Below are 25476 nucleotides of genomic sequence, written 5' to 3' on the forward strand. Positions count from 1 at the left end.
ATATTATGAAAACAAAAGAAGAATTAAGGCTTTTATTCGAAAATGGAGACAAGCCTGTACAGGAAGATTTCTGGACATGGCTGGATTCATACTGGCACAAGGATGAAAAGCTCACGAACAGCTCACTTGACCTCATTGCGTACGATGAATTTGTCCATTCTCCCACAGATAGTACGGAAATAGTTGGAATGGGTAAAAAGATCATATTCCCTGAAGGAACAAAAATAATTGGAAGCCTTTCCACCGGTATGAGTTTTTCGTATGGAATAGGCAAAAACACTCTTACTACTGTTATTTTCCCTAACTCTTTGGAGAAAATTAAGTCTTCCGCTTTTTCATCGCAGTTTTTAAAAGGATCTTTAAGAATTCCAGGATCATGCAAGATTATTGAAAATTCAGCATTTGCAAGCTCAAACTGTAAAATAACAGAACTTATACTGGAAGAAGGAATAGAGACAATCGGGAGTGGCGCATTTCAAATGTATAACAATCCAAACCTTACAGAAATATATATTCCAGATTCGGTAAAATCAGTGGGTGAAAATGCATTTAATATTCCGTCGCTTACCCATGTATCCGCCTTGTCAGAATTAGATTTAAGTACCGCAGGAATCCCTGCAACAGCTACAATCACCTATAGATAAAATATTATGAAAACAAAAGAAGAATTAAGAGTTTTATTCGAAAACGGAGACAAACCTACACAGGAAGATTTCTGGACATGGCTGGACTCTTACTGGCACAAGGATGAGAAAATAGACATGACTAAAATTGCAGGTCTGGAAAACGGCTTTCCACGATGGAATGATTTTCATGCGGAAATAGATGAAAACGGAAATGCCACATTAGCACCTCTCCGGGTTATGAATATATTTATAAAGCAGGGTACTCTGCACATTCCTGCACAATTTGCACTAGGGAGCGGAATATCAAACGTATTCCTTGCTGATAGTGTTCTAACTATTGGTGGAGAAGCTTTCAGTAATAATCAATTAAAATCTCTGACCATTCCAGGAAGTGTTACCACGATCAATGACCAAGCTTTTTCATCTAATCTACTGGAAACAATAACGATTCCAGCGAATGTAAAAGAAATTAAAGATTATGCTTTTGCCTACAACAAGCTTAGCTCAATATATATTGTGGCTGGAGTTGCAAAGATCGGGCCTAATGCCTTCAATTATAATCCAGATGTAAATACAGTTATACTTGATAACAATACACAATACTACTCTAATTCATTTGATTCTAATACAAGGGTCATTGGAGGAAGTCTTATCAGCGAATCTTAAATAAATCACAAAATGAAAACAAAACAAGAACTAAAAAAATATTTCGAAAACGGAGATATCCCAGTACAGGAAGAATTCTGGGAATGGCAGGAATCTTACTGGCACAAAAATGAAAAACTTCCTTTGGACAATATTGATTATGATTTTTCTCAAAAAGCAGATGCAAACGCTTCCAATATAAGCCCGCAAAATGTTCAGCTTTGGAAAGATAAAATAGAAACACAGACATCAATTCAGAATCCGGAATTGAATGGAAATATTTTAACGGTATTTTATACAGGAGAAAACGGTATTCAACAGAGTAAGGCGGTAGATTTAAGCAGTTTGGCAACCAATAATATCCATATTGAGAATGCAGAATATGATGCTTCTCAAAATATCATTACCATTACTCAGAGTGACGGATCTTCGTTTCCGATCAATCTTTCTGAATTTAGCATTATCCCAACGACCAATGTAGACGGAAGTGTTTCTTTGGTTCAGGAAGGTACCGAAAAAGTAAAAATACATAAAGTTGGTATTTCAGGCAGCTATAATGATCTGAGTGACAAGCCGGCTTTCACTGAAAATGATACATTACAATCGGTCATAGACAGAGGTAATTCCTCCACAAAAGCTATTGTTTTTAATGCTGATCAGGGCAGAGCCGGAGAGTTGAACTTTAATAAAACTCTTTACTCTCATTACTTTGGTAATATTAACCAATCACAGACCGGTTATTACAATATGTCTATTGGTTACAATGCTTTGCCAAAAGTGACTACAGGCGGAAATAATGTAGCATTCGGTTCTTATTCTTTCTCTGAATTAACGTCAGGTAAATGGAATACAGCAGTGGGTGTATTAAGTGGCTCTAAATTAACTACAGGTGAATATAATGTATTTATTGGAACGGCATCCGGTGAAAACGCAACGACAAGCAGCCAAAATACGATGCTCGGTGATGAAGCAGGAAACAGAACTACTACCGGATATAAAAATACATTTGTCGGAATGGGTGCCGGTTATTTTAATACAACTGGAAATCTTAATACCTTAATTGGTTGGAAAGCCAATAATCAATCAAATTTGGGTGATAAAAACATTATGATTGGCGTTTCAGCCGGTTCAGGTGTTACTGGCAATAATAATGTTTTGATCGGTACAGGGGCAGGAATGAATGACGGAGCCATTGGTAATAAATTAATCATCCATGGTAATCAGACATTAACAGGATATTCAAATACTGCGGAGGGAAGTTTTGGAAGTTTCCAGCAAGGTCAATTAAACAGAGCTTTAATCACAGGTGATTTTGTAGACCGTTGGGTGAGAATGAATGCCGGATTTCTACAAATCGGATCCCCTGCTTCAAACGCCGATGATATCACTATAACACCTACAACAGGGATAACAGCAGCAAAGCTATATACTCCTGCAAGCAATAATGATTATGTTCAACGTGGCTGGATATTTAACAATTATTATAACCAGGCTCAAATTAATTCACTATTGAACAGGACTTATCATGTCATGGGTTCCGTTGCCAATTTTGGAGCTTTACCTACAACAGGTCAAGCGGTAGGTGATGTATGGAATTTACTTGATACAGGTGAAAACTATGTTTGGGTTGACAACTTGAATAATACCGGTATTCCCGGCTGGGATAAACTTTCCGGAATGGTTGATGCTTCAGGCTTTATACCAAGAACAGGAACCGCTGCTGGACAACCAATCACTGGAGATCTTCACTTAAATGAAAGCGTTAATTTTATTAATTACGTTAACCCTTCTTATAATTCTAGATTCGCTCTGGAAGATGGTGGTTTTGGACTTACAGGTACCGGGGGTTCTGCATCAGATACCTTTGCGTTAACCGTTTCTCAGGCGATGGAATTGAATTTTACATCAAGTTTTGCGGATTCAAAAGGTATAACAAGTAATGTTTATTTTGGCAATAATTATGATGACAACTCTTTTATTCAAAAGAAATATGCAGACAAGCAACATTCTTATACCCGTGATGAAGAATTAACTGGCGGAACCTGGATCAATGGTAAACCTGTTTACAAAAAAACTCTGTTTTTAGACCAGATTCCGAGAACCGGAGAGATTGATCTCAGAGCCGAATTCCCCGATCTTGAAACTATTATTTCCAATGAGATGTTCACAGAATGGTACGCCCTGGATACAGCGTTTGCAGGCAATCAATGGCGAACAAAAATTTACATCACTGTAGAAAGAGACAAGGCTACAATTGAGCTTTTAGGCGAACCGGATTATGATTATTCTATCATTAATTCATTTACTCTGACCCTTGAATACACAAAAAAATAAATCATTAAAACAAAATATTAAAATGGCAACAAACAATACACCTCCAAAAACCGCATTTACTGTAGGCGGATCACTAATAGGAGAAGGCATCATTAACTATAAAGAAACAAATACTATGAATACACCAAATAACGCATCCCAGACACTTTTCAGATTCGTAAGCTTAAGGAATCCACAGCTAACGGAAACTAAAAAACAGAATTTAGGCTTCGTCCAAAGACCTTCCGAATTAACAAGTGCCTTTGATTCGGCCATCAATCCTGGAGATTCAGCACTTGCTAAATTTCAAGCATTGGAACGTAAAGCAAAAGAATTCGATACTACCGGTTATCAAAGCGAAATAGAAATCGAGGAAGGGCCTCTTTCTGAAGCACTTAATATCGGAAGAAAGATAGCTAAAAAGGAAACTATTTCTGACGCTGATGAAAATACAGCTAAAAGCTTATACAATAACAGCTCTATCCAAAGTAAAGTTGGACAGGTATGGGATAATTTGATTTATCAGATCGTTACCCAAGAGAATTTTTATGTAAAAGAAGCTTTGGTTCATATTTTAAAGGCCCTGCACTTTGGATATGTCGCAGATTTGCCTGTTACACCAGAATTAACAAAAATCAATGGTACAGACTTAAAAGCTAAAGCACTTGATGCCAGAGTAGTATTACCCATGAAGCTATTGGGGGATGGACTTGAAGGCGAAGGACAAGCTCCAGCTACATCTTTCCAAGCGAATATGTCCCAGGCTGGCAGTGGAGTGACAAGCGAAACAGCTCTTCCATCAGCGGTTAAACAACAGCTTAAAGTGGATGGACAAAAAATCTCCGAACTGTCCCTTCTCAGCTTTGAAAGAGACCAGCTGGTGCAGCTAAGGTCCGAACTTGAAAAAATGCAGAAATTGTTCTATACGCTCAGAACAAAAGCATATGATACAGCCAACAGACAATATCTTAGTGCCAATCAGGAAGGTATTGATGCTTATAATGCAATGCTTGACAAAATCAACGTTCAGATCGATAAAGGAGGTCTCAATCAGGAGGAAATTGATGCGTTATATGATGAGTTGGAAAGACTGAGTGTTCCTGAATTCGAATTTGAATATAAAAATGAACTTAACTTTGAGGATCTTAAAGCAAAGCTTTCAGAAGATTTATTTGAAATATTCATTAAAAATTTTACACTTGTAAACAATGGCAATAATGTAGAAGGGGAATTGGACCTTACAAAGATTGAATTTGTATCTGATAAAGAAATCCTGGTTGATAAGGTGCCTGTTACAATTACTGAAGAATATGATACATTCATTGAAGTTTTTGAAGTCCTTGATAAACTGATCTCGTCTAAAACTCAGGAGTTATTTACAAACTCTCCGGTTCAGCAACAAGAGTATGCAAAAATAGGAAGTGTTTTAGTACCTGTAACCAATAAAACTACTTATAGTGAGATCTCTGGAACTTATTATTTAAAAGTAATTTCAAAAAAAGTTTTATTCACTACTAGCAATGCCATTATTTTCTATTATAATACTGATAGTGATTCTTTAGCTCTTTCTTCTGCCATTATGGAAATTTCAGGAGATGGGCAGCAGAATGTAAGTGTTCCAGCTACCAACATTGTTGATGGAAAAGTAGTTTTCCCTCCTACATTAAATTTCATGAAAAGTATAGCAAGAATAAAAATCAATTTATACTTTAAAAACGGAGAACATACTGTAGTTGAACATGCTATTACTCCTAATCAGGAATATACCGGAAAATTCTCATTCAGAACCATAGTAGATGATGGTGATGGAGGCGGAGAAACCCCCGGAGGCGAGAATCCTGGCGATGGAGGTGAAAATCCGGGAACCAATCCTCAGCCAGGAACTTTTATCCCTAAACATTTTGGTATAAAAAGGCTTGGTATTGCAGATTATCTTAAAGTAGTACAATCAACACACGCCTATGTACCTGGAGAAGTTACGCATATAGAAAACGTAATGGCCAAGGAGTTTAAACAAAAATCTACAAGAAGGCTCAGAAGAAGTGAAATCCAAACCACAACATCAAAGTCTACAGAAAGAGAAACGCTAAGCGATACAACAACTACGACAAGAAATGATATGCAGTCTGAAGTAGCCAACGTTATACAGCAGGATATCAATACTGAAGCACATTTTAGATATGGTGGAATGACAAAATCTTTTGAAGTAGGAGGAAGCTTTGCAGCTCATAATTCCAAAGAGAACAGCACCAGACAGGCTGTGGAAAAATCTCAGGAAATTACAGCAAAAGCCACAGAAAGAATTCTTACAAAAGTAGCTGAAGAAAGAGTTGAAAAAATTATTGAAGAATTTGAAGAAAACAATGCTCATGGTTTTGATAACAGAAATGGAAACAAACATGTAGTTGGCGTATACAGATGGGTAGATAAAAAGATGAAAAATCAGATCTATAACTATGGCAAACGTACCATGTTTGAATTTATGATCCCTGAACCTGCAAGACTTCATAATCTCGCAACTCCAGCTGTAAAAGCAGATACGCTGAAAGCTCCGGTTGATCCAAGAAAAGCAGATGGCGAATGGAGAATGCCGGATTTCAAAACAGCAACAAAAGAGCAGCTTCAGCACTGGGCCGAAATCTATGGAGTTACTTTAACATCGATGCCTCAGGCTAATATCACTGAAGATCAGTATCATGACGATACTTCAGGCGCTTCCGACTGGGAAATGAGAAATGTCGCAATGTCAGTTCCTCAAAATTATAAATGCACCCATTATAATGTGCATTACTCTTACAAAGAAAAACGTAAAAAAGGGAAGATCAAAATTAACAATAGTGGCGAATTGACTGATCATGAAGGAGACAAAAGTTTCCCGGCCAATGCTACAGGATCATTTACGCTTACTTTCCACATTTTTTATATAGATATTGCTTCCTTTAAAGTAACAAAATACTGTACACTTTCTGATGAATTCATTGAAGCATGGAAAAAAGAAAATTTTGATGCAGTAATCAAAGCATATGAAGACGCTTATGCCGATTTTCTTGTCAAGCAAAAAGAGCTGGATGACAAAGCAAAAGAAGAATCAGAAGCAGCCAATGAGAAAAAAGACGGTCTTGCCAACTTCTACCGTAGTATGGAATCAGTAATTCTGAAACATAACTGTATTGCCTATCTATTACAGGATTATATTGCTCCTTTAGGAAAAGCATTTACTGTGGGTGATAAAATGAGCAACTTTGAAGTAATTCTAGGTGAAGAACTCGAACAATATACATCATTAGCCAAATTTATGGAGCAGGCCTTCGAATGGAGTATCATGGATTATACTTTCTATCCATATTATTGGGGAGAAAGAAAAAGATGGCAGGAGATGTATCTTTCACAAAATACAGATCCATTATTCAGAAGCTTCCTACAGGCAGGTATGGCCAGAGTAATTGTTACGGTAAAACCAGGATTTGAAGATGCTGTACAGTTCTTTATGTCTACAGGAAGAATCTGGAACGGAGGTGAAGTGCCGGTAATCGGAGATCCTATGTATCTAAGTATAGTAGATGAAATGCGTGAGCCGGTAGGTATGAAACAAGGAAAACCATGGATCACTACCCTTCCTACATCACTAAACATTCTACAAGAAGATTCTGCAGGATTAAAAACTCTTACAGCACTTCCGTTTACAAAAGAAAATCCTGAAGAATTTGAAGTTCCTTCAGATGTTGTGACTGAAACTGAATTCTCTATTGTTGACTCACAACTGAACTCCGGAGATGATAAGTTTATAGATAATATTGAACTAAACAACGGATTCCTTGAACTGACTACAGATGATAATCCTAAAGAAATTATTGCATCACTTCCTTTATCTGATTTAAAACAAGCACTACAATAATTCTGTTGAAGTATATTTTATGGGCAGAGTGAAAAACTCTGCCTTTTTCTTAATCTTTAAAATTATTAAAAATGAAAAATACAGAATATAAAGATGTTATTGATGTCGGAGATGAAGCGCTGTCGATGGAGAATAAATTCTCCTATCCTGCATTTCCCTCTTTCAAAAATGCTTTTACTATTGGAGAGAATATAAGGGGAATGAGCAATGTAAGCCCATTGGCCACTGTAAAACTGTTCAATCAGTCTGCTGAAGATTTACAGAATAAATATTTTCCTGATGGAGACACTCCTGTTGAAGGGACTTTTACATACATTCCTGACAATGGAAGTGATTTATCATCTGTAATTAAAACTACAGTAAAAGATTTCTATTACTATGGGGCGAAAGATGTGAATAATTTTGCATTTAGAGTCATCATATATTCTTCTACAGAAGCAACGAAACTAAAAGAATGTTTTGAAATCTCAATGCCTAAAGGCAGAGAAATATTAATTTTCGTAGAAGATAATTCCACAGATAATGTTAGTGGAACTTATGGTGCAATTAAAATTTCAAATGATGTATTATCTTTCTTAAATTCTAACAAAAGATTAGAATATGATCTATATGACAATTCAGAAGTTTATAAAGAAATCAAAGCAGTCGTCCCGGAATTATCTGACGATCAGATCAAAAATCTTTTAAAAAATGGTTTTATTGAGGATTTCAGGGTTGATGCTGCCAAGACCTACTTTAAAGTAGCATCGTTTTTTTCGAGTGGAATTTCTTTGATTCATCCAAGCCTCGGAATCCTGACAAATGACACATTACGAGCAGCAACCAGTACCGTACTGGAAAAAATAATTGTGTTCATCGAAAAAGGGAGATTAGAAGAGAATAGATGGCAACCTAAATTACCCAGGATGGAAAATGGGGAAATTGATAAAAATTACAGATATGACCCTATTCTTTCCAGTGGCAAAAACGATGGCGGAGCAGTAAACTTTACAGAAATAAGCCGTTATTTAAAAACGATGCTTACAGATCAAAATAATTTTGTTAAGCTACTGCTGAATATCAAAAAGGATTTCAAATCTGACAGTCAGCCCAAAGGTTTACTGGAAATTCTATACAAATCATATTTAGATGCCTATTATATCATGCATGATGTAGCATCCAATCTGGAAAGTATATCGGATATGGAAATTCTGAAGTATGGAACAAAAGTATACAATGCCTTACTCTGTGGTATATGGAACGGCCTTGTAGATGCTGTAGCCGGATTATTTGCAATGGTTAAAATGATTTACGACGGCATCACATTAGGGAAAGATTTTGCCCAGAATGTTGAAAAATATCTTCCTTCTCTTTTAGAACAATTTGATGAAGTAATTCAGTCCATAAAAAAATTAAACTTCACTGAAATTGCCAAATATATTTATGGAAAACTAAAGGAAATAAATCTTACTTTTGATGCTGTTGCTTGTGGGTATTTTATAGGATATGCGTACGGTTTTATTATATCATTAATCATCGAGATTGTTGTAGGAACACTTATAAGTGGCGGAACTTTAGATATTCCTTTAATTTTACAGAAATTAGAGGAGGTTATTTTTGGAATTTTCAGATTGGGATGGGGCTCTATAAAAGGTACAGCTAAAACTTTGAGAACATTTTCTGAATTTATTGTTAAAAGCATACAAGACCTTATAAAAGGATTCCAAGAGCTCATTAATTTTATAAAAAAAGGAATTCCTGAAATTAAAATCCTAATAGATGATGTGTTTAAGGCATTTCAAACTTATGCTAAAGATACAAGAGGTTCTCTAAACGTTCAAATACCATTATTAGGGCCTGCTGAACTTAAATTGTATAAAAAATTAGTAATAGCATTTTTTAAACCTTTCGGTAAATTACTACTACATTATTCTGATAACATTTTAGTTATCAAAAAATGGAAAAGTTTGAATCCAATGAAAGCTCTTGATAAAAACATGATTGAAGAGCTTCTAGAAATTAGAAAACTTAATAAACAAGCTTTCAATAAAAATGCTGCTATTATGATTGCTGAATTAGAAGTTGATGGTAAAATAATGGCATTAGAATATAAGGCTTTGGCAGGTAAGAGTGTAAATGGAGTTGGGTTATGCAGTAATGTAGACCAAACATATGTAGCAAAGCAACTCGGAATGAGTATAGAAGAGCTCATGACACACTATAAGACAATTGATGAACTTGAGGAAGTTACTAGAAGGTTTCACGACTCTGAACACAAAATATTTTCTGTGTTTGACGATGAAATTTTGAAATTAAAAGCTAATTTCGGAGAAAGCAAAATCAAGGTTAAAACTTTAAATATCAAAACACTTTATGAACCATGTAACTCTTGTAAAAAACAAATTATTATTAGACATGACATGTATGGAAAACCAAAGGTTAAAATAGAAGCTGTTTATTTAGAAAAAGGACAGTTTGCCTTAGGTAATCAAGATTTAATCGATTATAAAATAATTAAATAAACAAAATGGATATTCAATATTTACAGAAACTGCAAGCAACACCTAAAATTGGAATTAGAAAAATTAAAGGTGCATCAGAAAATACAATAAAACAAGTTGAACAAAAATTTAATATCAAATTCCCATTAGCATATTATGAGTTCCTCTATTTAGCTGGCGAATCATGTGGAGCATTACCAATAATGGATACAGCTGATTTAGAAACAATTTCTTCAGACTGGCATTATGAATTAATGCGACAAGAGATCGAAGAAACAGGTTTGAATAATAACATAACACGCCCTTTTTGGCTTTTCGCTGAAAGTAATGGTTGTGAACAGTTCTACTTTTTTTATTTAGACGAGGGAGATAATCCAATTGTTTATTTAGTAGATTATTCTACTATGGACGATAGTAAAAGAGAGATTAAATCAGTAAAAGTCAATTTTAGTACTTTTATAGAAAAGAAAATAGAAACCGCTTACAAAATATTACAAGAAGGCTGGTAAATAATAGTATTTAAAATCAAATATTTCTCAACTTCGCAAAAAAATAAAACACGGCATATTTTGTCGCATTAGCCTATATATTTGTCTTATAAAATTTCAGCATGAAACACAGCATTGCTGCATCATAAAATACAGACGAATGAAAAAAGTTTTTTATCTGACAAGATATGCCTTAATCATTAAAAGATTAGAAAGTTCTCCAGCTAACTATTCCCAGGTGGAGAGCTATCTTTTAAACTCTTTCGAATTTCATGATACAGGAGCTACTCTATCACCTTGCAGAGGGATATCCGGGAGATTTCTGATCTTTTTCATATAGCTATGTAAAGTTTCCTGATTTTACGAAAAAAAAAACAATCTTTAAAATTTTAAAAACCCTTTGAATTCATCATTCATAAAATGTTGGACAGCAAGAATTATGTCTAAGAATCTGTAAAAAAAACATTTAAACTCTAAAGAGTTTCTACTATAAGATTCTTCATAATCCTAACATATTAATACAACCAAACAAAATCACCGAATTTTATTATGAAAACAAAAGAAGACCTAAAACTGTACTTCGAGAACGGAGACAAACCCACACAAGAGCATTTCTGGTCCTGGCTTGATGCTTACTGGCATAAAAATGAACTGATTCCACTAAACCAAATTCAAAATAGCGATCAACTTATTCAGCAAAACAGCAGTTTTAAAGATTACATTAATCCAAGTCTGGAAGTTGGAGCTCTGGCACTTTCAGGTTCTGTTGGATTTCCCACAGGATCAACTACCAGAGGTAGGACGGATTCCTTTTTAGATACCCGCTATGCAAATCAAATTGAACTTGTCGGTGATATGTTATTTCAAACGATTTTCTATTACACTGCCACGAATGTCTTTATTTCAAAGCAAGACATAAACGCAAAAACGTTTACTCCGACCATTCCCACAACTGCAAAGAAATGGAAGGTTTCTGTATATCACATTAACAACACACAAACAGTCACTCAAACAGAATTAAATGCAATCAAAATTAGTTGCTACTCATCCGAGTCCATCACATTTAATGATATCGTAGAAAACACAAAAACATCTGCAAGGATTATATCAGAATACAATGGTTTTGAAATTAATTTAGGCGATAGTATTGTGACAGAAATCGGAAGAATAGCAGTAAATAATGGCTTCAATTCTACCTCTGATACAGGAATAAGAACAGCTTTAATTCCTGTGGTTACCGGCAACTATTTGATTAGTCAAAAATCAGGGTATAAAATATCCCGTGTTGTTTTTTACAAGGATGGGGTCTTCGCCAACCAGAATGTGACCACAAATGAGTTTTCAGTAGATAATGCAACCACTAATCAGGTTAGAATCGTTTTTGAAAAGAATAACCCAACGGACATTATTACTGAACAGGATCGCCTTGATTTTATATACATTCTAAAAAATGTTAGTGCCAGTAAGTATGATCAATTATTAAATGAAACTAAAAAAAGCAAGCCGCTCCCATCCACTATTTATACGATAAATGAACAGGTTGCCATTCTAAACACAAATGACTCTGACATCAATTTTGATTTAGCTAATCGTAAGATAATTATTTCCGGAGGCGCAATAATTGACACTGGGAATACAACTGTGGGGAGGATAAGTTTGCCTACTTCAACTGTGGGTATAGATATGCCTTCCGCTGTAACAGCCGGTGTGGTGCTCTATAATAAAACAAATAGTACAATCATTGTTCAAAATCAAACATCTGCTCCTTTGTTGAATCATTTGGTTTTGTTTACTTATCGATATAGCGGTTCGTTTGCTAGTTTTTACGTAACCGGACTGAAAAATTATTGCGTAAATGGAGTTCCCATATCTCAAAAGGACACACGGCAAATGAATAAATTTGCAGTCGATAATTTCGGGATCAAATATTGGAGCGCTCCAGTTTATCCTGCTTTCAATCCTTTAACTCTTACGTCAAGTGTTCTTTATCCAATGTATGACAATGTAATAGCATCTTTTTCTAATAACGTGACAAAAACAGTTATAGGTCAAACAGAAGGGCCAACACCTTATGATATTTTGCGAATTGACATTTCATTTAACAGGAAGACACCACCAACGCAAAGACGTAGGAAGCCTCGCATATTTGTATGTGGAGGGATACACGGGGGCGAAAAATTAGCAGTTTACACCACCTATTTATTTTTCAAATTACTGCTTGAAAACCCCAATAAAGATGAAATGATAGACGCTTTACGCACTAATTATGATTGGACATTTATTCCTTTGGTTAATCCGTATGCGTTGAATATTGGGAATGTTGGCGGTACAGAGTCAGTGAGATGGAATCATAACGGCGTGGATATTAATAGAAACTTTGATTATCGATGGGCTGAATATGCAGACGGCGGCATTGGCTCACAATCCTATAAAGGTACTGCACCGTTTAGTGAAAAAGAATCACAATTAGTAAGGGATACTTTTAATTCCATCAAAACGGACACGGTATTATATATAGATTGCCATAATTTTGGATCGGGAGTAAATATTGATTATCGGACTGCTTGGTTTGCATCATCATTTAATACAATTCAAAATGCCATATATTCATTGTGTGACAGATTAGATGCCGAAACAAGGAAACGATACAGTTATTTGGCAAATAAAGATCTACTTGCTTTTTCCGATATTGATGGCAGTTCCCCAATGTCTCAGGCTTGGATGGGGAATCAGCAAGTAGTCGCTATGACAATGGAGACAGATCAGGGAGACTTTTACAACCCAACAGATCCATCATCCTTTAACAGTAATGTTATTACAAGAAGTATAGAAACATATGTAAATACATTTTATTCTTTGGGTAAATATGCTGTTGATTTTTATAACAATAGGACATAGTGACTTATACCTAAAATATAACTTTAAATAATAAAAGCACCTGTCGAGATAGGTGCTTTTGAGCTTCAAAAACTACTAAGCACAAAATATCAATGTTGAGAGCAACTTTTCCGCTCTTTAACATTCATTAATTTGACATCTATTTGTCAGAATTATATAGCCTATCAAAAAGTATATATAAGATTTTTTAAGGTAAGTTCTTATAAAAAATAAAACACGACACGTTTTGTCGCATTAACCCTATATATTTGTCTTATAAAATTTTACCATGAAACGCGGCAATGTCGCTCATAAAATACAGACGAATGAAAAAAGATTTTTATCTGACAAGATATGCCTTAATTATCAAAAGATTAGAAAGTTCTCCGGCTACCTATTCTCAGCTGGAGGACTATCTTTTAAACTCTTTCGAATTTCAGGATGCAGGGATTAAGAGCTACTCGATCCGTACGCTGCAAAGAGACATTCGTGAGATTTCCGATCTTTTTAATCTTTCCATTCACAATAAAAAGAAAGGTGACAACAGGTATTATATTGAGAGCCGCCCGATTATGGAAGTGGACGAATACAACCAAAAATTATTGGAGTCCTTTCAGGTAAGTAATGCGTTGAATCTTCATCCGGACTTTTCAGATTTTATCTTTTTTGAAAGCAGAAAACCTACAGGGATAGAACATTTTTATGATCTTTTCTTCGCCATTCGTAATAAAAGAGTCGTTAGTTTTGAGCATTATAACTACAAAAATAAAGTCATGACTTCACGGAAAGTGCATCCCCTGGCATTGAAAGAATCCAAGGACAGATGGTACCTTATCGCAATTGACACTAAAGACAAAGTCTTAAAGTCATTTGGGTTAGACAGGGTCAATTATCTGGATGTAAGCGACAGCAAATTCCGTGAAAAGTATAACTACAATTTCAGGGAACATTTCAAAAATGCATTCGGGGTGATGAATCTTGCAGAGCAAAACCCTCAGAAGATCATTATGAAATGTAGCAGACATCAGGGAGAGTACATCAGAAGCTTTCCATTGCACCAGTCTCAGAAAGAAACCAAAGAAACACCGGAAGAGATCTATTTTGAGTTCTTCCTACATCCTACTTACGATTTTATGCAGGAAATTCTATCTTACGGAAAAGAAGTGACCGTTTTAGAACCGAAATGTTTAGTTGATGACATCCGGACTCATCTCCAGGAATCTCTGAACCGCTATCTCGAAAGCTGATATCAAAGGATAAAAAGTTCTCATTTTTTTAATTATATTTACATAAATATACTCTTTTGAAAGCTTTAATCTTTTGTCTGTTTTGTATTACTTACTCTTTCTGTTTTTCGCAGCAGAAGGAAGAATTCCGGCAGGTTAAAAACTATTATAACCACCACAGGAATATGCTGAATACAGAATTTAAAAAGAAGTTTGACGCGGAAGCAGATTCTTTCAGAAAAGCCAATATAAAACTTGATTTTATGCTTTTCATGAAAAAGATGGACAGCATTGAAAACGTAGCCATGATAGGAGCTTTATTGAAAGTAAGAAACCTTGAAGACCTGCAGACCCTGAAGAGTCCAAAAGGCATATCGGAAAACACTATTGAGAAAACTGCTGTTTTTGATAAATCTGCTGACTATCCTGGCGGATTTAATACATTGAGACAGGAAGTTGCCAGTCTTTTTTATACCGGAGGTGTTTATACTGAAACCAAAACAGTAAAAACAAATGTGGGTTTTATTGTTGAAAAAGATGGCAGTATCAGTAATGTACACGCACAGGGAGACAATTTCACCTTCAACAGACAGGCTGAAATTGCACTGTATTCCGTTTCGGAAAAATTTTCTCCGGCTGTTAGCAAAGGAGATCCGGTAAGGTATTACCTCAGGCTTCCTTTAACCCTAACTATTGAAGATTAAAAATGTTTACCGACGAATATTATATGAAAATGGCCCTGCAGGAAGCAGAGGCTGCACTGGAAAAAGATGAGGTTCCCATAGGATGTGTCATTGTTTCCAATAATCGCATCATTGCAAGAGCTCACAATCTCACGGAAACATTAAACGATGTAACTGCCCATGCAGAAATGCAGGCCATTACTTCCGCCGCTAATTTTCTGGGTGGGAAATATCTGATCAACTGTACCCTTTATGTAACCCTTGAACCCTGTGTAATGTGCTCCGGAGCCTTGGCCTGGTCACAGATTTCCAAAGTCGTAATTGGAGCCAGAGATGAGCAAAGAGGATTTATCAACAAACACCTTTCCTTGCATCCCAAAACAGAAATGGTAACCGGAGTAATGGAAAATGAGTGCTCAACGATCGTTAAAGAATTTTTTAAAAGCAAAAGATAATATTTTAGAATTTGATGCCCGCTTCCACGAAAGACTCAATCATTATTTGTTTTTTAAGATAGAATACATCATGACATCAATGTATTTACCATCTTTTTTAAGATGCTGCTTTAGCAAAGCTTCTTTTTCCATCCCTATTTTTTCCATGATTCTTCCGGAGGCCGGATTGTCTAAAAAATAAGTTGCATAGATTTTATTAATCTGTAGTTCGTTAAACCCAAAATCAATTAAAGCTGTAGCAGCTTCGGTGATATATCCTTTGTTCCAGAAAGGCTTTCCCATCCAGTAGCCAAGCTCGGCTTTGTCATCATCCCTGTCGTGAAGACCAATGGCACCTAAAATCTGTCCTTCCTTATTTCGGACTGCAAAAGTATATCCTGTATTGTTTTCAAAGGATTCCCGGGACATTTTCATCCAGAATTTGGCATGTTCCCCAGTATAAGGATAAGGAATATTGGACGTAACATCTGAGAAAATTTTATCCTGAAGATATTCAGTTACAAAAGGAAGATCTTCTTCCTTCAGCTGAGAAAGAATTAATCTTTCCGTTTCTATTGCCGGGAATTCTTTTAATTTTCTCATAATACGTTTTGGTTCATTGGAGTTTTCCTATAAGTCTTTTCCTAAAAAATAAAGCCCTTTCAGCGTATGGAGCCTATCCATCACATGAATTTTTTCCGTCAGAGGCTTATAAACATGGGAAACACCGCCCGTTGCGACTACAAAACAGTCGTCATTCACCTCATCGTTGATGCGGTCTATAAAACCTTCTACCATTCCCAGAAATCCGTATACCATACCGCTTTGCATACAGGTTACCGTGTCCAGACCCAATACGGATTTAGGTTTTTTCAGCTCAATATCAGGAAGCTGGGCAGTTTGGCTGATCAATGAATTTAAAGACGTTACAATTCCAGGTGCAATGATTACTCCCAATGTCTCTCCGGTTTCTGTTACACAGCTTGCCGTAAGAGCCGTTCCAAAATCTATGATGATCTTTTTCCGGTTTGGGTAAAGATTATGGGCAGCCACAAGATTGGCATAAATATCCGTTCCCATCTGTTTGGATTTTGCCTGAACACCCGAAGGCGTAGACCGGTCTACAATCACGGGCTGAATACTATGGATCTTTTTGATCGCCGAACCCATGACCTTGGTAAGCTGCGGTACTACAGATCCTATGATGACTTTACTGATATCTTTCGGTTCTACTTTGTAGGTCTGATAAAGCATGAGAATCTGTACATACAGCTCATCTACCGTTCTGTACGGCTTTGTATTGATCACCCATGAAATATCACAGTTGTCTCCATTGAAAAGTCCGAATCTGATGTTGCTGTTCCCTACGTTGATTACAATTGAATTCATTTACTTCTTTTTCAGTTGCTCTATTTCTGCTTTTAAATCTTTAATCTGCTGTTCATAAATTTCAATCAATTTTTTGGAAACCTCAGAATATTCGTAATAAGTTTTATAATCAAATCCTTGAAAACCACTTGCACTATCATTATTTTCTTGATTAAAATTTTTTTGTGAATTTGTATCTAAAAACTCATCAAGAGGTGTTTCCAGGATTTTAGAAATATCAACCAGCCTTTCTACGGTAAGCTTGGTTTCTCCGGTTTCTATTTTCCTGTATGCTGAGGTACTGAGATCCAGGTCGTGAGCCATATTCTCATAAGAAAAGCCTTTTCTGGTACGGATCTCCGCAATCTTTTTGATAATCTTTTCCATAATAGTAAAAATATTTTTCGTAAAAGTAATAATTTTCCCGAAAAAGTGTGCTGTGCATGTAGAGAAATATTTTAGGTTTGTAATAATTCTCCATGTGAAGAGAATTATTTTATATATTTAATAACTTAAAAACACAAACAATCTATGAGAAAAAATTTATTTCTCCGGCTATTTCTATTGATAGCCCTCAGCATTTCGCTGTACTCCTGTATTCATGATGACATGTCTTCAGCAGCTGACCCTGTTTCTAAAGAGTACGAAAACAAATCTCTGTGGAAAGAAGATGAAAAATACATCCGCAATGTCAAGAAAGTTTTTGATCAGTATGCCGACAAAAGCTATTTCTCCGGCAAATACGGAAATGTACTTTGGGACCACGCCCTCACTATGGGGACATTTGATGAAAGCTTCCTGGAAGTTCCTATTTCCAGAAACGGAAAGGTAAATTCCGTTCTTACTGCGGAGCGCAGAGGAAACAGAGTATTTTTTAAAATAAGAAATGAAAAAAGTTCTAATGACTTTTTTGATGTATTGGTTTTTAAAGACCGAAGCCAGCTTAAAGGAAACATCATAAGCGGAAACGGAGATGGTATTTCATCAAAAACGACTTGCTACACCGTAACAGTTACCTGGACATGGACCAGTGAAACTACAGGAGAAGTAATAGATTCTTATGTATTTACTAAAACCAGGTGTACATCTACCGGTCCTGTTTTGACTGAGCCTACAACACCTGGTGACTGTTTAGAGGAAGACTGTACAGGTGGAGGTACAGGAGGTGGTGGATATCCTTATCCTAGTAACACTGCCAATACTAATCCTTGTGAGAAAACAAAAAATGACCTAAATAAACCGGATGTACAGCAAGGTATTAATATTATAAAAGCCCAAGCACTTAAAACCCTTAGTGATGTAAATGCCGGAGAAATTGGTTTTAAAGAAAAGAAAGATGGGACTTTGGCTCCTGCAGATGTAAACTCTGCGCATAAGGTAGTATTCAATGATGTTACCGATTCTTACGGTGGATATCACAACCATACGGCAACCGGAACGCATATGTTCTCCCCGCCGGATATTGTAGATGCATTATTTGGGTTTGCGGCAGCACAAAGTATAGAGGACGGCGTAGGAAATGCATATCTTGGCATGATAGCTGGAGAATGGTGTAATACTTGCCCTAATAATGTTCAGTATATACATTATGTAATACAGTATACAGGAGCTGCTGCAGAATTGGGAGGTTATGTTTATACAGAAGCACAAATGAAACAATTTGAAAAAGATTATCGAAAAAAAGTCAATAAATTATTAAAAGATCCTCTAAATTCGAACAATAATGGAGCAACTCTTAATAATGTTGGATTAGAAAAATTATTCTTTGATACTTTAAAAAATATAGGAATAGATGGAAAAGTAAATTTACAGCGTATAGAGAGTAATGGAACGATAAATAATGTAACTTTAAATAGCAATGGTAGTATAAATGCTAACCCGTGCCCATAGATATTAATTAAATAATAAATAAAATATGAAAACAATATATTTAAGAATAGTAATTTTCACTTTAATTACAAATTTTATTTCTTGCAAAGCACAACAAGTCTATCCATTAAATGCAGACTATGAAGAAGTTCCTCAAAATTCATATTTAAAAGATTTAGATAATGAACTCACGCCTTATATAGGAATTTACAAAACAAATTTTAATGGAAATGAAGTCACTCTTTACATTACTAAGCAAGAACAAAAATTAGAAAAAACGGGACAGAAAACTTATTATATGGATGCTTTAGTAATAAAGTATATTGTAAAAAGTTCTACAGGAGCTGTTTTACAGGACACTAAAAATGATGTTAATAATCCAAACATAGAATTTTATAGCATAGGAACGAAACCAACACAAAATACCATAGTATTTTATTATAGTGGAACTAATTGTAGTGTGGGTTGGGGAGATATTTTCTTAAAGAAAATCAACTCAACTCAACTATCTTGGGAATACCGTCCGGATGATATTGTTACAACAGCAGCTAAATGCCCTCCAACATTGGACACAAAAATCTATCTTCCAGAGACAAAAGATTTAATTTTTACTAAGCAATAATAGCAAAGCCTCTTCGGAGGCTTTTCCCAAATGATGAAATATGAATATAATGCAATCAAAAATGCTATTAGCGTTGACATTAATTATAAGCTTAATGTCTTGTAACGCTCAAACTTTGCCAATAAATACTGCTTTAAGTGAAATCCCCGCTGGTGCTCATTTGAAAGATACAAATAATGAATTTACTCTTTTTGTAGGAACTTACAAAGCTAATTTCAATGGGAATGAAATTACTTTGTTTATTACCAAGCAGGAAGACAAATTAGAAAAAAGCGCTCATAAAAATTATTATATGGATGCATTAATTGTAAAATATATAGTTAAAAATTCTTTAGGTGCTACACTACAAGATACACAAAATAATAATATATATAATATTGAATTTTACAGTATTGATATACCATCTCCAAATACAATAGGTTTTCTATATAGTGGAACTAATTGTAGTGTGGGTTGGGGCGAAATTAATTTAAAAAAGATTAGTTCAACTCAAATCTCATGGGAATACCGTCCTAATGATATCGTTACAACAGCAAGTAAATGCCCTCCTAATTTGGATACAAAAATTTATCTTCCAGAAACAAAAGATTTAATTTTTACCAAGCAATAAATAAAACCTCCAATGGGAGGTTTTTTAAAATGATGAAATATGAAACCATTTTTTTATTTTGTATAGTTTTAGCTACTACATTTTATAAATCTCAAACAGTAACTGTGCGAGGCATTGCTAAAGACTCTTTAAAAATTAACAATATTATTGGAATTGTTGTTAATGATACTATAAAGCAATGTCTCTTCGGAAGCATTTGTCTTGAATCACAGATTATGAAAAATAGATTACTTATACTATTTTTAATGGTCATTTCGTTCAAGCGTGGGAAACAGATAATTATTTAAGGGAATGACATTATATATTAAAAAAACCTGAGCCTGAAATTTAGAAGATTGGAAACATTTAATTATCTTTAAGACTGAAAATATTTTTATCCTGCTTCCATGAAAAAATTAATGCTGATTGTAATCTTTTGTATTAGCCTGAATACTTTTGCCCAGAGCGGAAACCAGGTAAAAGATATATTCCTTAAAATAAAGCAGGAATCAAAGATTGACCGGAACGACAAGGCTGTTTATGACCTTCTTGACGAGTTTTATACTAAAAGCCTGCAGGCAGAAAATGACGAAATGACTCCGGAAACAGTTCAGAAAATTGAAAAAATGGCCTCCAATCCAGATACGAAAAATCTTCATATCCTGTTATTGTTCCTGATGTATCAGCAGCATCTCAGCCGCACTTCTATGGTTGGAAAGACACCTGATACAGAATTCCAGATAGAGGCTATCAAATTATTAGAGAATGAAACCAAAGATATTTATGGAAAAATACCTGCTATTATTTATATCTACAAATTTGAAGCCCTGGACGGAGGAGGAAAGAAAGAAGATGCTAAAGCTACAGTAGATCAGGGGCTAAAAGAATATCCGGATTCAGTTCCTTTAAAAGTATACCGCTACCTCAATACAAAAGATGAGGTTTTAAGAAATGATCTTATAAAAAATCATCCTAATCACTGGATGGTCCTGCAGTTTGGGATAAAATAAAGGTATTTGGATTTCAGACATCAGATCTCAGATATGAGAGGGTTTTCGGTAATAATGTGGTTGTGAATCGTGAATTTTGCTTCGCAAGTGAATCGTGAAGGCTTCTAAAGATATGTGATTCGGACGTTAGGGTTCAAATTGAAAGACTTAGTGAAAGACTTCAATACAATAAAAAACCCACAGAACTTTCTGTGGGTTTTTTATTGTATTTGTATAATCTATTGCTTTACTTCTACAGTATTATCATCCGTATTGACATCTGCTATTCTCTGGCTGAAATCTATTCCTAAAACAGACAGCTGAGCTTTCGTATAAGGAATTGTCAGCGTATATTCTTTCTGAGTCCAGGGCCAGTAAGGCATCGTCTTAAAGTCACCGTAAACATCTTTCTCCTTCCATGTATGGCTCATATTCAAAGGAATCTGATAAGTAACAATCTTTTTATCTGCAGTCATTACATTGAAATCAACAGGCATAGGAACTTGTCCATTATTAATCAAAGTAATGGTTGTGGATTTTGCATCGTACTTCACATCTTTGATTCCATAATCAATGGTTTTTGTGGTGTTGATCCAGTAATTATGGAACCATTTCAGATCCATTCCTGAAACTTTCTGTGCAATGTGAAGAAAATCCCTGTCGGACGGGTGTTTCATATGCCACTGGTCATAATATTGCTTTAAGGTTTCGGCAAGTTTTTGCTCACCCATAATGTAGCCTAGCTGTACGAGATATAATTCCCCTTTCACATAGGAAGCATAGGTATAAGCAGTCCCATTATCATGGTGGTCCCCCAGCCATACGGCAGGTTCTTCAATTCCTTTTTTAACGAAATTTCTGTATGCATTCACGGTATTAGCAAAGGGATTCGGAAGCTCTTCCGGAAACAGCTGATACATCACATAACCTTCTGCATAGCTGGTAAATCCTTCATCCATCCACGGACGTACAGATTCGTTGGTTGCCAGCATTTGCTGATACCAGGAGTGTGCCCCTTCATGAGCCATTAAGCCCATTAAACCTTTAATATCTTTAGCTTCTCCCAGGATCATCGTACACATTCCGTACTCCATACCGCCATCACCACCCTGGATAAAAGCATAGGTAGGATACACATATTTCCCGAAATGGCTGTTCATCAGCTGAAAATATTTGGTGACATAAGGCTGGGCTTCTTCCCAAACTTTTGTTTTCTCATTCTGCTGATATACTAAAAATACTTTCGGCCCTTCCGGAACGTCAAAATTCTTTACAACATAGTCTCTGTCTGCACTCCATGCGAAATCCAACATATTTTTTGCAGTCCATCTCCATGTTGCTTTCTTATCTTTTTCGGCTTTGATTTTTGCATTAGTGTCATAACCTTTAACTTCTGCCGGGTTTTCAAGAATACCTCCTGCTCCGATTACATAGTCTTTGTTGATCTTGATGGTAACATCAAAATCCGAGAACGGAGCATGAAATTCTCTTCCGATATAGTCAAATGTTGCCCAGCCATCATAATCGTACTCTGCAATTTTCGGATACCACTGCGTCATGGTCATGTCAACTCCTTCCCTGTTGTTTCTTCCGCTTCTTCTGATCTGCTGAGGAATCACAGCATCCCATTCCATGGTGAAACTTGTAGATGAATTAGGCTTAACCGGTTCTGCCAGATATACTTTCATGATCGTTTCCTGAATCTCAAACTTCACATCTTTTCCGTTTTGTTTAAGCCAGTGAATATTTTGTGCTCCTTCCTGATCTTTAGGAATCGAAGCTAATCTTGAAGTCCCATCTTTTTGCAATCTTGAATCTCCATTTTTACCTTGACCTGCAACTCTTTGATCCATCATGGAATTGGGCTTAAAAGCATTCCAGTAAAGGTGGAAATACACCACATTGAGCTCGTCTGGCGAATTGTTTGTGTATTCTAAGGTCTGATTTCCCTGGTAAGTAAATTTTTCAGCATTTACATCAATATTCATCTTGTACTTCGCACTTTGCTGATAGTAAGCTCCTTGCTGAGCCTGAAATTGAGAAATGATAAACGCAAAAATGATTGCAACCGATTTTTTCATTTAAAATTTATTTTTTTTAAAGATAGGTAATTTGTGTAAAAGCCTCAAATATGGGACTATTTTAGGGCTTTTTAATCCGTTATAACTTTAGATGGGTTTTCTTCCAGATGGTTAAGCTGCTCGTGCAGGTTTTGCTTTTTTTAAACACTAATGACATAAATTATAGATGAGTCAGCATTTTCTTAATTAATGTGATTTGCCCTAAATGATAGTAAGCATGTTCAATCATTCCATCGATATTTCTTCTGTAGGTTCCGTATTTTTCATCTACGAAAACCTCATCAAGTTTACTGTCAGCCATCTGTTCAACTAATAATGCAAACTTTTCTGAATCTGTCCAAAGCCTATTTAAAAGCGCTTCCCATTGCTCCGCAGATTCAATAGGCGGAAGATCAAAACTGAATTGATCTTTTATTTCGAGCTCACCGCCTTCCAATACATTAACAATTCCGGCTATATAATAATGGATATGAAAAGTAAGCATAGCAATCGTATTTAAAGAATCTATTTTAACAATGGCTTGTTCCCATGTTACCTCTGAGAGTTTATCCTTAAAATTAGTATTGGCGATCCAGTAACCATCAAGCAAGACTTCCCTGAATCTTTTTGATAACTGTATAGTTGAACTCATTATTTAAAATTTATGTTTTTTAAAGATAATTAATTTATTTTTTTAATTTCTCACAGACAAATTAATACACAATTTTAAGCACTAATCATTCATGAGCCTTGTCAAGGTTTAAAACCTTGACAAGGCTGGTTCTAGAATTTAAATGGAAAGCATAAGCATTTTTTTAAAAGATTAAACAGGCGACTTACAGATCAGTATCTCCAATCATCTTAATTTTCTTATTTTCGTAGATTAAAAAAAGTTTTATAATGCTGACCGTAGAAAAAATAGGAGGAACTTCCATGTCTCAGTTTCAGGATGTTCTTTACAATATAATTATTGGAAAAAGAAAGGAGGGAGAATTTTATAATAGGGTTTTTGTAGTCTCCGCCTATAATAATGTAACAAACTGGCTATTAGAACATAAAAAAACAGGTGAACCCGGTGTATATCAAAAGTTTCTGAACGGTGAAGATTATAAGGCTGATCTCGATAAGGTATGCCAAAAACTGATTTCCATTAATGAAGGATTGGAGAATGTTGGCCTTCAGCTTTCCGAAGCTAATGAATTTATAACAAACAGAGTGGAGCAGGCAAAAACAATGCTTAGCAGCCTGAGTAAGGTTTTGGCATCAGGATATGTAAATGCTCACGATATTCATCTTGCGGCAAGAGAAATTTTAGCTTCTATTGGGGAAGCCCATTCTGCGTGGAATTCTACTAATATTATCAACAATAAAGGAATTAACGCAAAATTTGTGGATTTATGCGGATTTGATGATAACGAAGCCCTTACTATTGATGAAAGAATTACAAAAGAATTCAGCGGAATAGATTTTAAAAATGTAATTTGTGTAGCAACCGGATATACTAAAGGAACTGAAGGAATTATGAGGGTTTTTGACCGTGGATATTCCGAAGTTACCTTCAGTAAGGTCGCTGTAGATATAAAGGCTGATGAGGCAGTTATTCATAAAGAATATCACTTATCAAGCGCAGACCCTAATATCGTGGGTGTAGAAAACTGTGTTCCGGTGGGACTGACCAATTATATCATTGCAGACCAGCTGGCTGATATCGGTATGGAAGCCATTCACCCAAAGGCAGCAAAACCATTAGAACTCTCCGGAATTAATATCCGTATTAAAAATACATTCGACCCGGATCATATCGGCACCTTGATATCAAAAAATTATGTATCTCCTGACGCCCGTGTTGAGATCGTTTCCGGATCAAAAAAAATGCTGGCCATAGAAATTCATGATCCGCTTATGGTAAGTGAAGTGGGTTATGATGCCCAGATCATGACCTATTTCCAAAAGTATAATATAAGTTACGTATTGAAATCTACAAACGCAAACTCAATAACAATGGTGATTTGGGAAAGTAATGCCGCGGAAAAGCTTTTGGAGGAACTCAAACAAAATTTCTATCAGGTAACGGGAGTTCCGGTTGCATTAGTCTGTGCAATGGGAACCAATATTGCTACCCCCGGATTCTTATATCGTGCGGCAAAAGCCCTGTATGAGAATCATATTAATATCGAATGTTATGCACAGTCCATCATGCAGGTTAACATGCAGTTTGTAGTAAAAAGGGAGCATTATGAGAAAGCTATTATAGCTTTGAACCAGGCATTATGCAATTAAGCATTTTCTGAGAACATATAAAATTAGTCCTA

At 35.6% G+C, this 25476-nt stretch carries 21 protein-coding genes; 16 read left to right on the plus strand and 5 right to left on the minus strand.

Translation table 11 applies throughout. From position 1 onward, the window contains the following. Positions 1-5 precede the first annotated feature (5 nt). The 11 genes from V6R96_RS02165 (at position 6) to V6R96_RS02215 (ending at position 15688) form a co-directional block, all read left to right on the plus strand. Positions 6-644 (plus strand): leucine-rich repeat domain-containing protein, encoded by a 639-nt coding sequence (locus tag V6R96_RS02165; protein ID WP_336377857.1) that lies wholly within the window; start codon positions 6-8, stop codon positions 642-644. A 6-nt stretch (positions 645-650) separates the two neighbouring features. Then, positions 651-1292, plus strand: a complete 642-nt coding sequence (locus V6R96_RS02170; RefSeq protein WP_336377858.1) for a leucine-rich repeat domain-containing protein — start codon at positions 651-653, stop codon at positions 1290-1292. Positions 1293-1304: 12 nt separating this feature from the next. Beyond that, complete coding sequence (locus tag V6R96_RS02175; protein WP_336377859.1) at positions 1305-3605, plus strand: hypothetical protein; 2301 nt, start codon at positions 1305-1307, stop codon at positions 3603-3605. Positions 3606-3627: 22 nt separating this feature from the next. Further along, positions 3628-7479 (plus strand): hypothetical protein, encoded by a 3852-nt coding sequence (locus tag V6R96_RS02180; RefSeq protein WP_336377860.1) that lies wholly within the window; start codon positions 3628-3630, stop codon positions 7477-7479. A 71-nt stretch (positions 7480-7550) separates the two neighbouring features. After that, a complete protein-coding gene (locus tag V6R96_RS02185; protein WP_336377861.1) occupies positions 7551-9980 on the plus strand; it encodes a hypothetical protein in 2430 nt (809 codons plus the stop codon). 5 nt (positions 9981-9985) lie between these two features. Further along, the gene (locus V6R96_RS02190; RefSeq protein ID WP_336377862.1) at positions 9986-10468 is read left to right on the plus strand and encodes an SMI1/KNR4 family protein; all 483 of its coding nucleotides are present in this window, start codon (positions 9986-9988) and stop codon (positions 10466-10468) included. A 139-nt stretch (positions 10469-10607) separates the two neighbouring features. Beyond that, positions 10608-10787 (plus strand): hypothetical protein, encoded by a 180-nt coding sequence (locus V6R96_RS02195; protein ID WP_336377863.1) that lies wholly within the window; start codon positions 10608-10610, stop codon positions 10785-10787. A 209-nt stretch (positions 10788-10996) separates the two neighbouring features. Continuing rightward, on the plus strand, positions 10997-13345 hold the full coding sequence (locus V6R96_RS02200; protein WP_336377864.1) for a M14 family metallopeptidase: 2349 nt from the start codon (positions 10997-10999) through the stop codon (positions 13343-13345). A 305-nt stretch (positions 13346-13650) separates the two neighbouring features. Then, positions 13651-14571 (plus strand): YafY family protein, encoded by a 921-nt coding sequence (locus tag V6R96_RS02205; RefSeq protein WP_111954366.1) that lies wholly within the window; start codon positions 13651-13653, stop codon positions 14569-14571. A gap of 56 nt (positions 14572-14627) precedes the next feature. Then, positions 14628-15254: a hypothetical protein gene (locus tag V6R96_RS02210; protein WP_336377865.1), complete on the plus strand. Its 627-nt coding sequence runs from the start codon at positions 14628-14630 to the stop codon at positions 15252-15254. Between the two features lie 2 nt (positions 15255-15256). After that, on the plus strand, positions 15257-15688 hold the full coding sequence (locus V6R96_RS02215; RefSeq protein WP_111954364.1) for a nucleoside deaminase: 432 nt from the start codon (positions 15257-15259) through the stop codon (positions 15686-15688). Positions 15689-15730: 42 nt separating this feature from the next. Here V6R96_RS02215 and V6R96_RS02220 read toward each other — a convergent pair whose 3' ends face one another. Genes V6R96_RS02220 through V6R96_RS02230 form a run of 3 tightly spaced genes read right to left on the minus strand, consistent with a single transcriptional unit; the run spans position 15731 to position 17422 of the window. Then, positions 15731-16270 carry a GNAT family N-acetyltransferase gene (locus V6R96_RS02220; protein WP_336377866.1) on the minus strand — a complete coding sequence of 180 codons (540 nt, stop codon included), beginning with the start codon at positions 16268-16270 and terminating at the stop codon, positions 15731-15733. A 27-nt stretch (positions 16271-16297) separates the two neighbouring features. Further along, entirely contained in the window at positions 16298-17056 is a 759-nt protein-coding gene (locus V6R96_RS02225) for a type III pantothenate kinase (protein ID WP_336377867.1), read from the minus strand. Continuing rightward, a complete protein-coding gene (locus tag V6R96_RS02230; protein ID WP_336377868.1) occupies positions 17057-17422 on the minus strand; it encodes a helix-turn-helix transcriptional regulator in 366 nt (121 codons plus the stop codon). A 144-nt stretch (positions 17423-17566) separates the two neighbouring features. On the opposite strand from V6R96_RS02230, the gene V6R96_RS02235 reads away from it, so the two are divergent. The 4 genes from V6R96_RS02235 to V6R96_RS02250 all read left to right on the plus strand — a co-directional run bounded on the left by V6R96_RS02235 (position 17567) and on the right by V6R96_RS02250 (position 21125). Then, the gene (locus tag V6R96_RS02235; RefSeq protein WP_336377869.1) at positions 17567-18925 is read left to right on the plus strand and encodes a hypothetical protein; all 1359 of its coding nucleotides are present in this window, start codon (positions 17567-17569) and stop codon (positions 18923-18925) included. A gap of 25 nt (positions 18926-18950) precedes the next feature. Beyond that, entirely contained in the window at positions 18951-19526 is a 576-nt protein-coding gene (locus tag V6R96_RS02240) for a DUF6705 family protein (RefSeq protein WP_111960609.1), read from the plus strand. 40 nt (positions 19527-19566) lie between these two features. Continuing rightward, positions 19567-20136 carry a DUF6705 family protein gene (locus V6R96_RS02245; protein WP_336377870.1) on the plus strand — a complete coding sequence of 190 codons (570 nt, stop codon included), beginning with the start codon at positions 19567-19569 and terminating at the stop codon, positions 20134-20136. 386 nt (positions 20137-20522) lie between these two features. Next, positions 20523-21125: a hypothetical protein gene (locus V6R96_RS02250; protein WP_336389742.1), complete on the plus strand. Its 603-nt coding sequence runs from the start codon at positions 20523-20525 to the stop codon at positions 21123-21125. A 218-nt stretch (positions 21126-21343) separates the two neighbouring features. On the opposite strand, the gene V6R96_RS02255 is transcribed toward V6R96_RS02250, so the two are convergent. Together V6R96_RS02255 and V6R96_RS02260 are read right to left on the minus strand one after the other, a co-directional pair. Then, complete coding sequence (locus V6R96_RS02255) at positions 21344-23185, minus strand: M1 family metallopeptidase (protein WP_336377872.1); 1842 nt, start codon at positions 23183-23185, stop codon at positions 21344-21346. Between the two features lie 160 nt (positions 23186-23345). Further along, entirely contained in the window at positions 23346-23816 is a 471-nt protein-coding gene (locus V6R96_RS02260; protein WP_336377873.1) for a DUF1572 domain-containing protein, read from the minus strand. Positions 23817-24064: 248 nt separating this feature from the next. Between V6R96_RS02260 and V6R96_RS02265 the strand changes: the two genes are divergently transcribed. Then, positions 24065-25444 carry an aspartate kinase gene (locus V6R96_RS02265; protein WP_111954352.1) on the plus strand — a complete coding sequence of 460 codons (1380 nt, stop codon included), beginning with the start codon at positions 24065-24067 and terminating at the stop codon, positions 25442-25444. Positions 25445-25476 lie beyond the last annotated feature (32 nt).

Origin of the sequence: Chryseobacterium sp. CCNWLW53 (assembly GCF_037083525.1) — a bacterium.
Classification (GTDB): Bacteria; Bacteroidota; Bacteroidia; order Flavobacteriales; family Weeksellaceae; genus Chryseobacterium; species Chryseobacterium lathyri.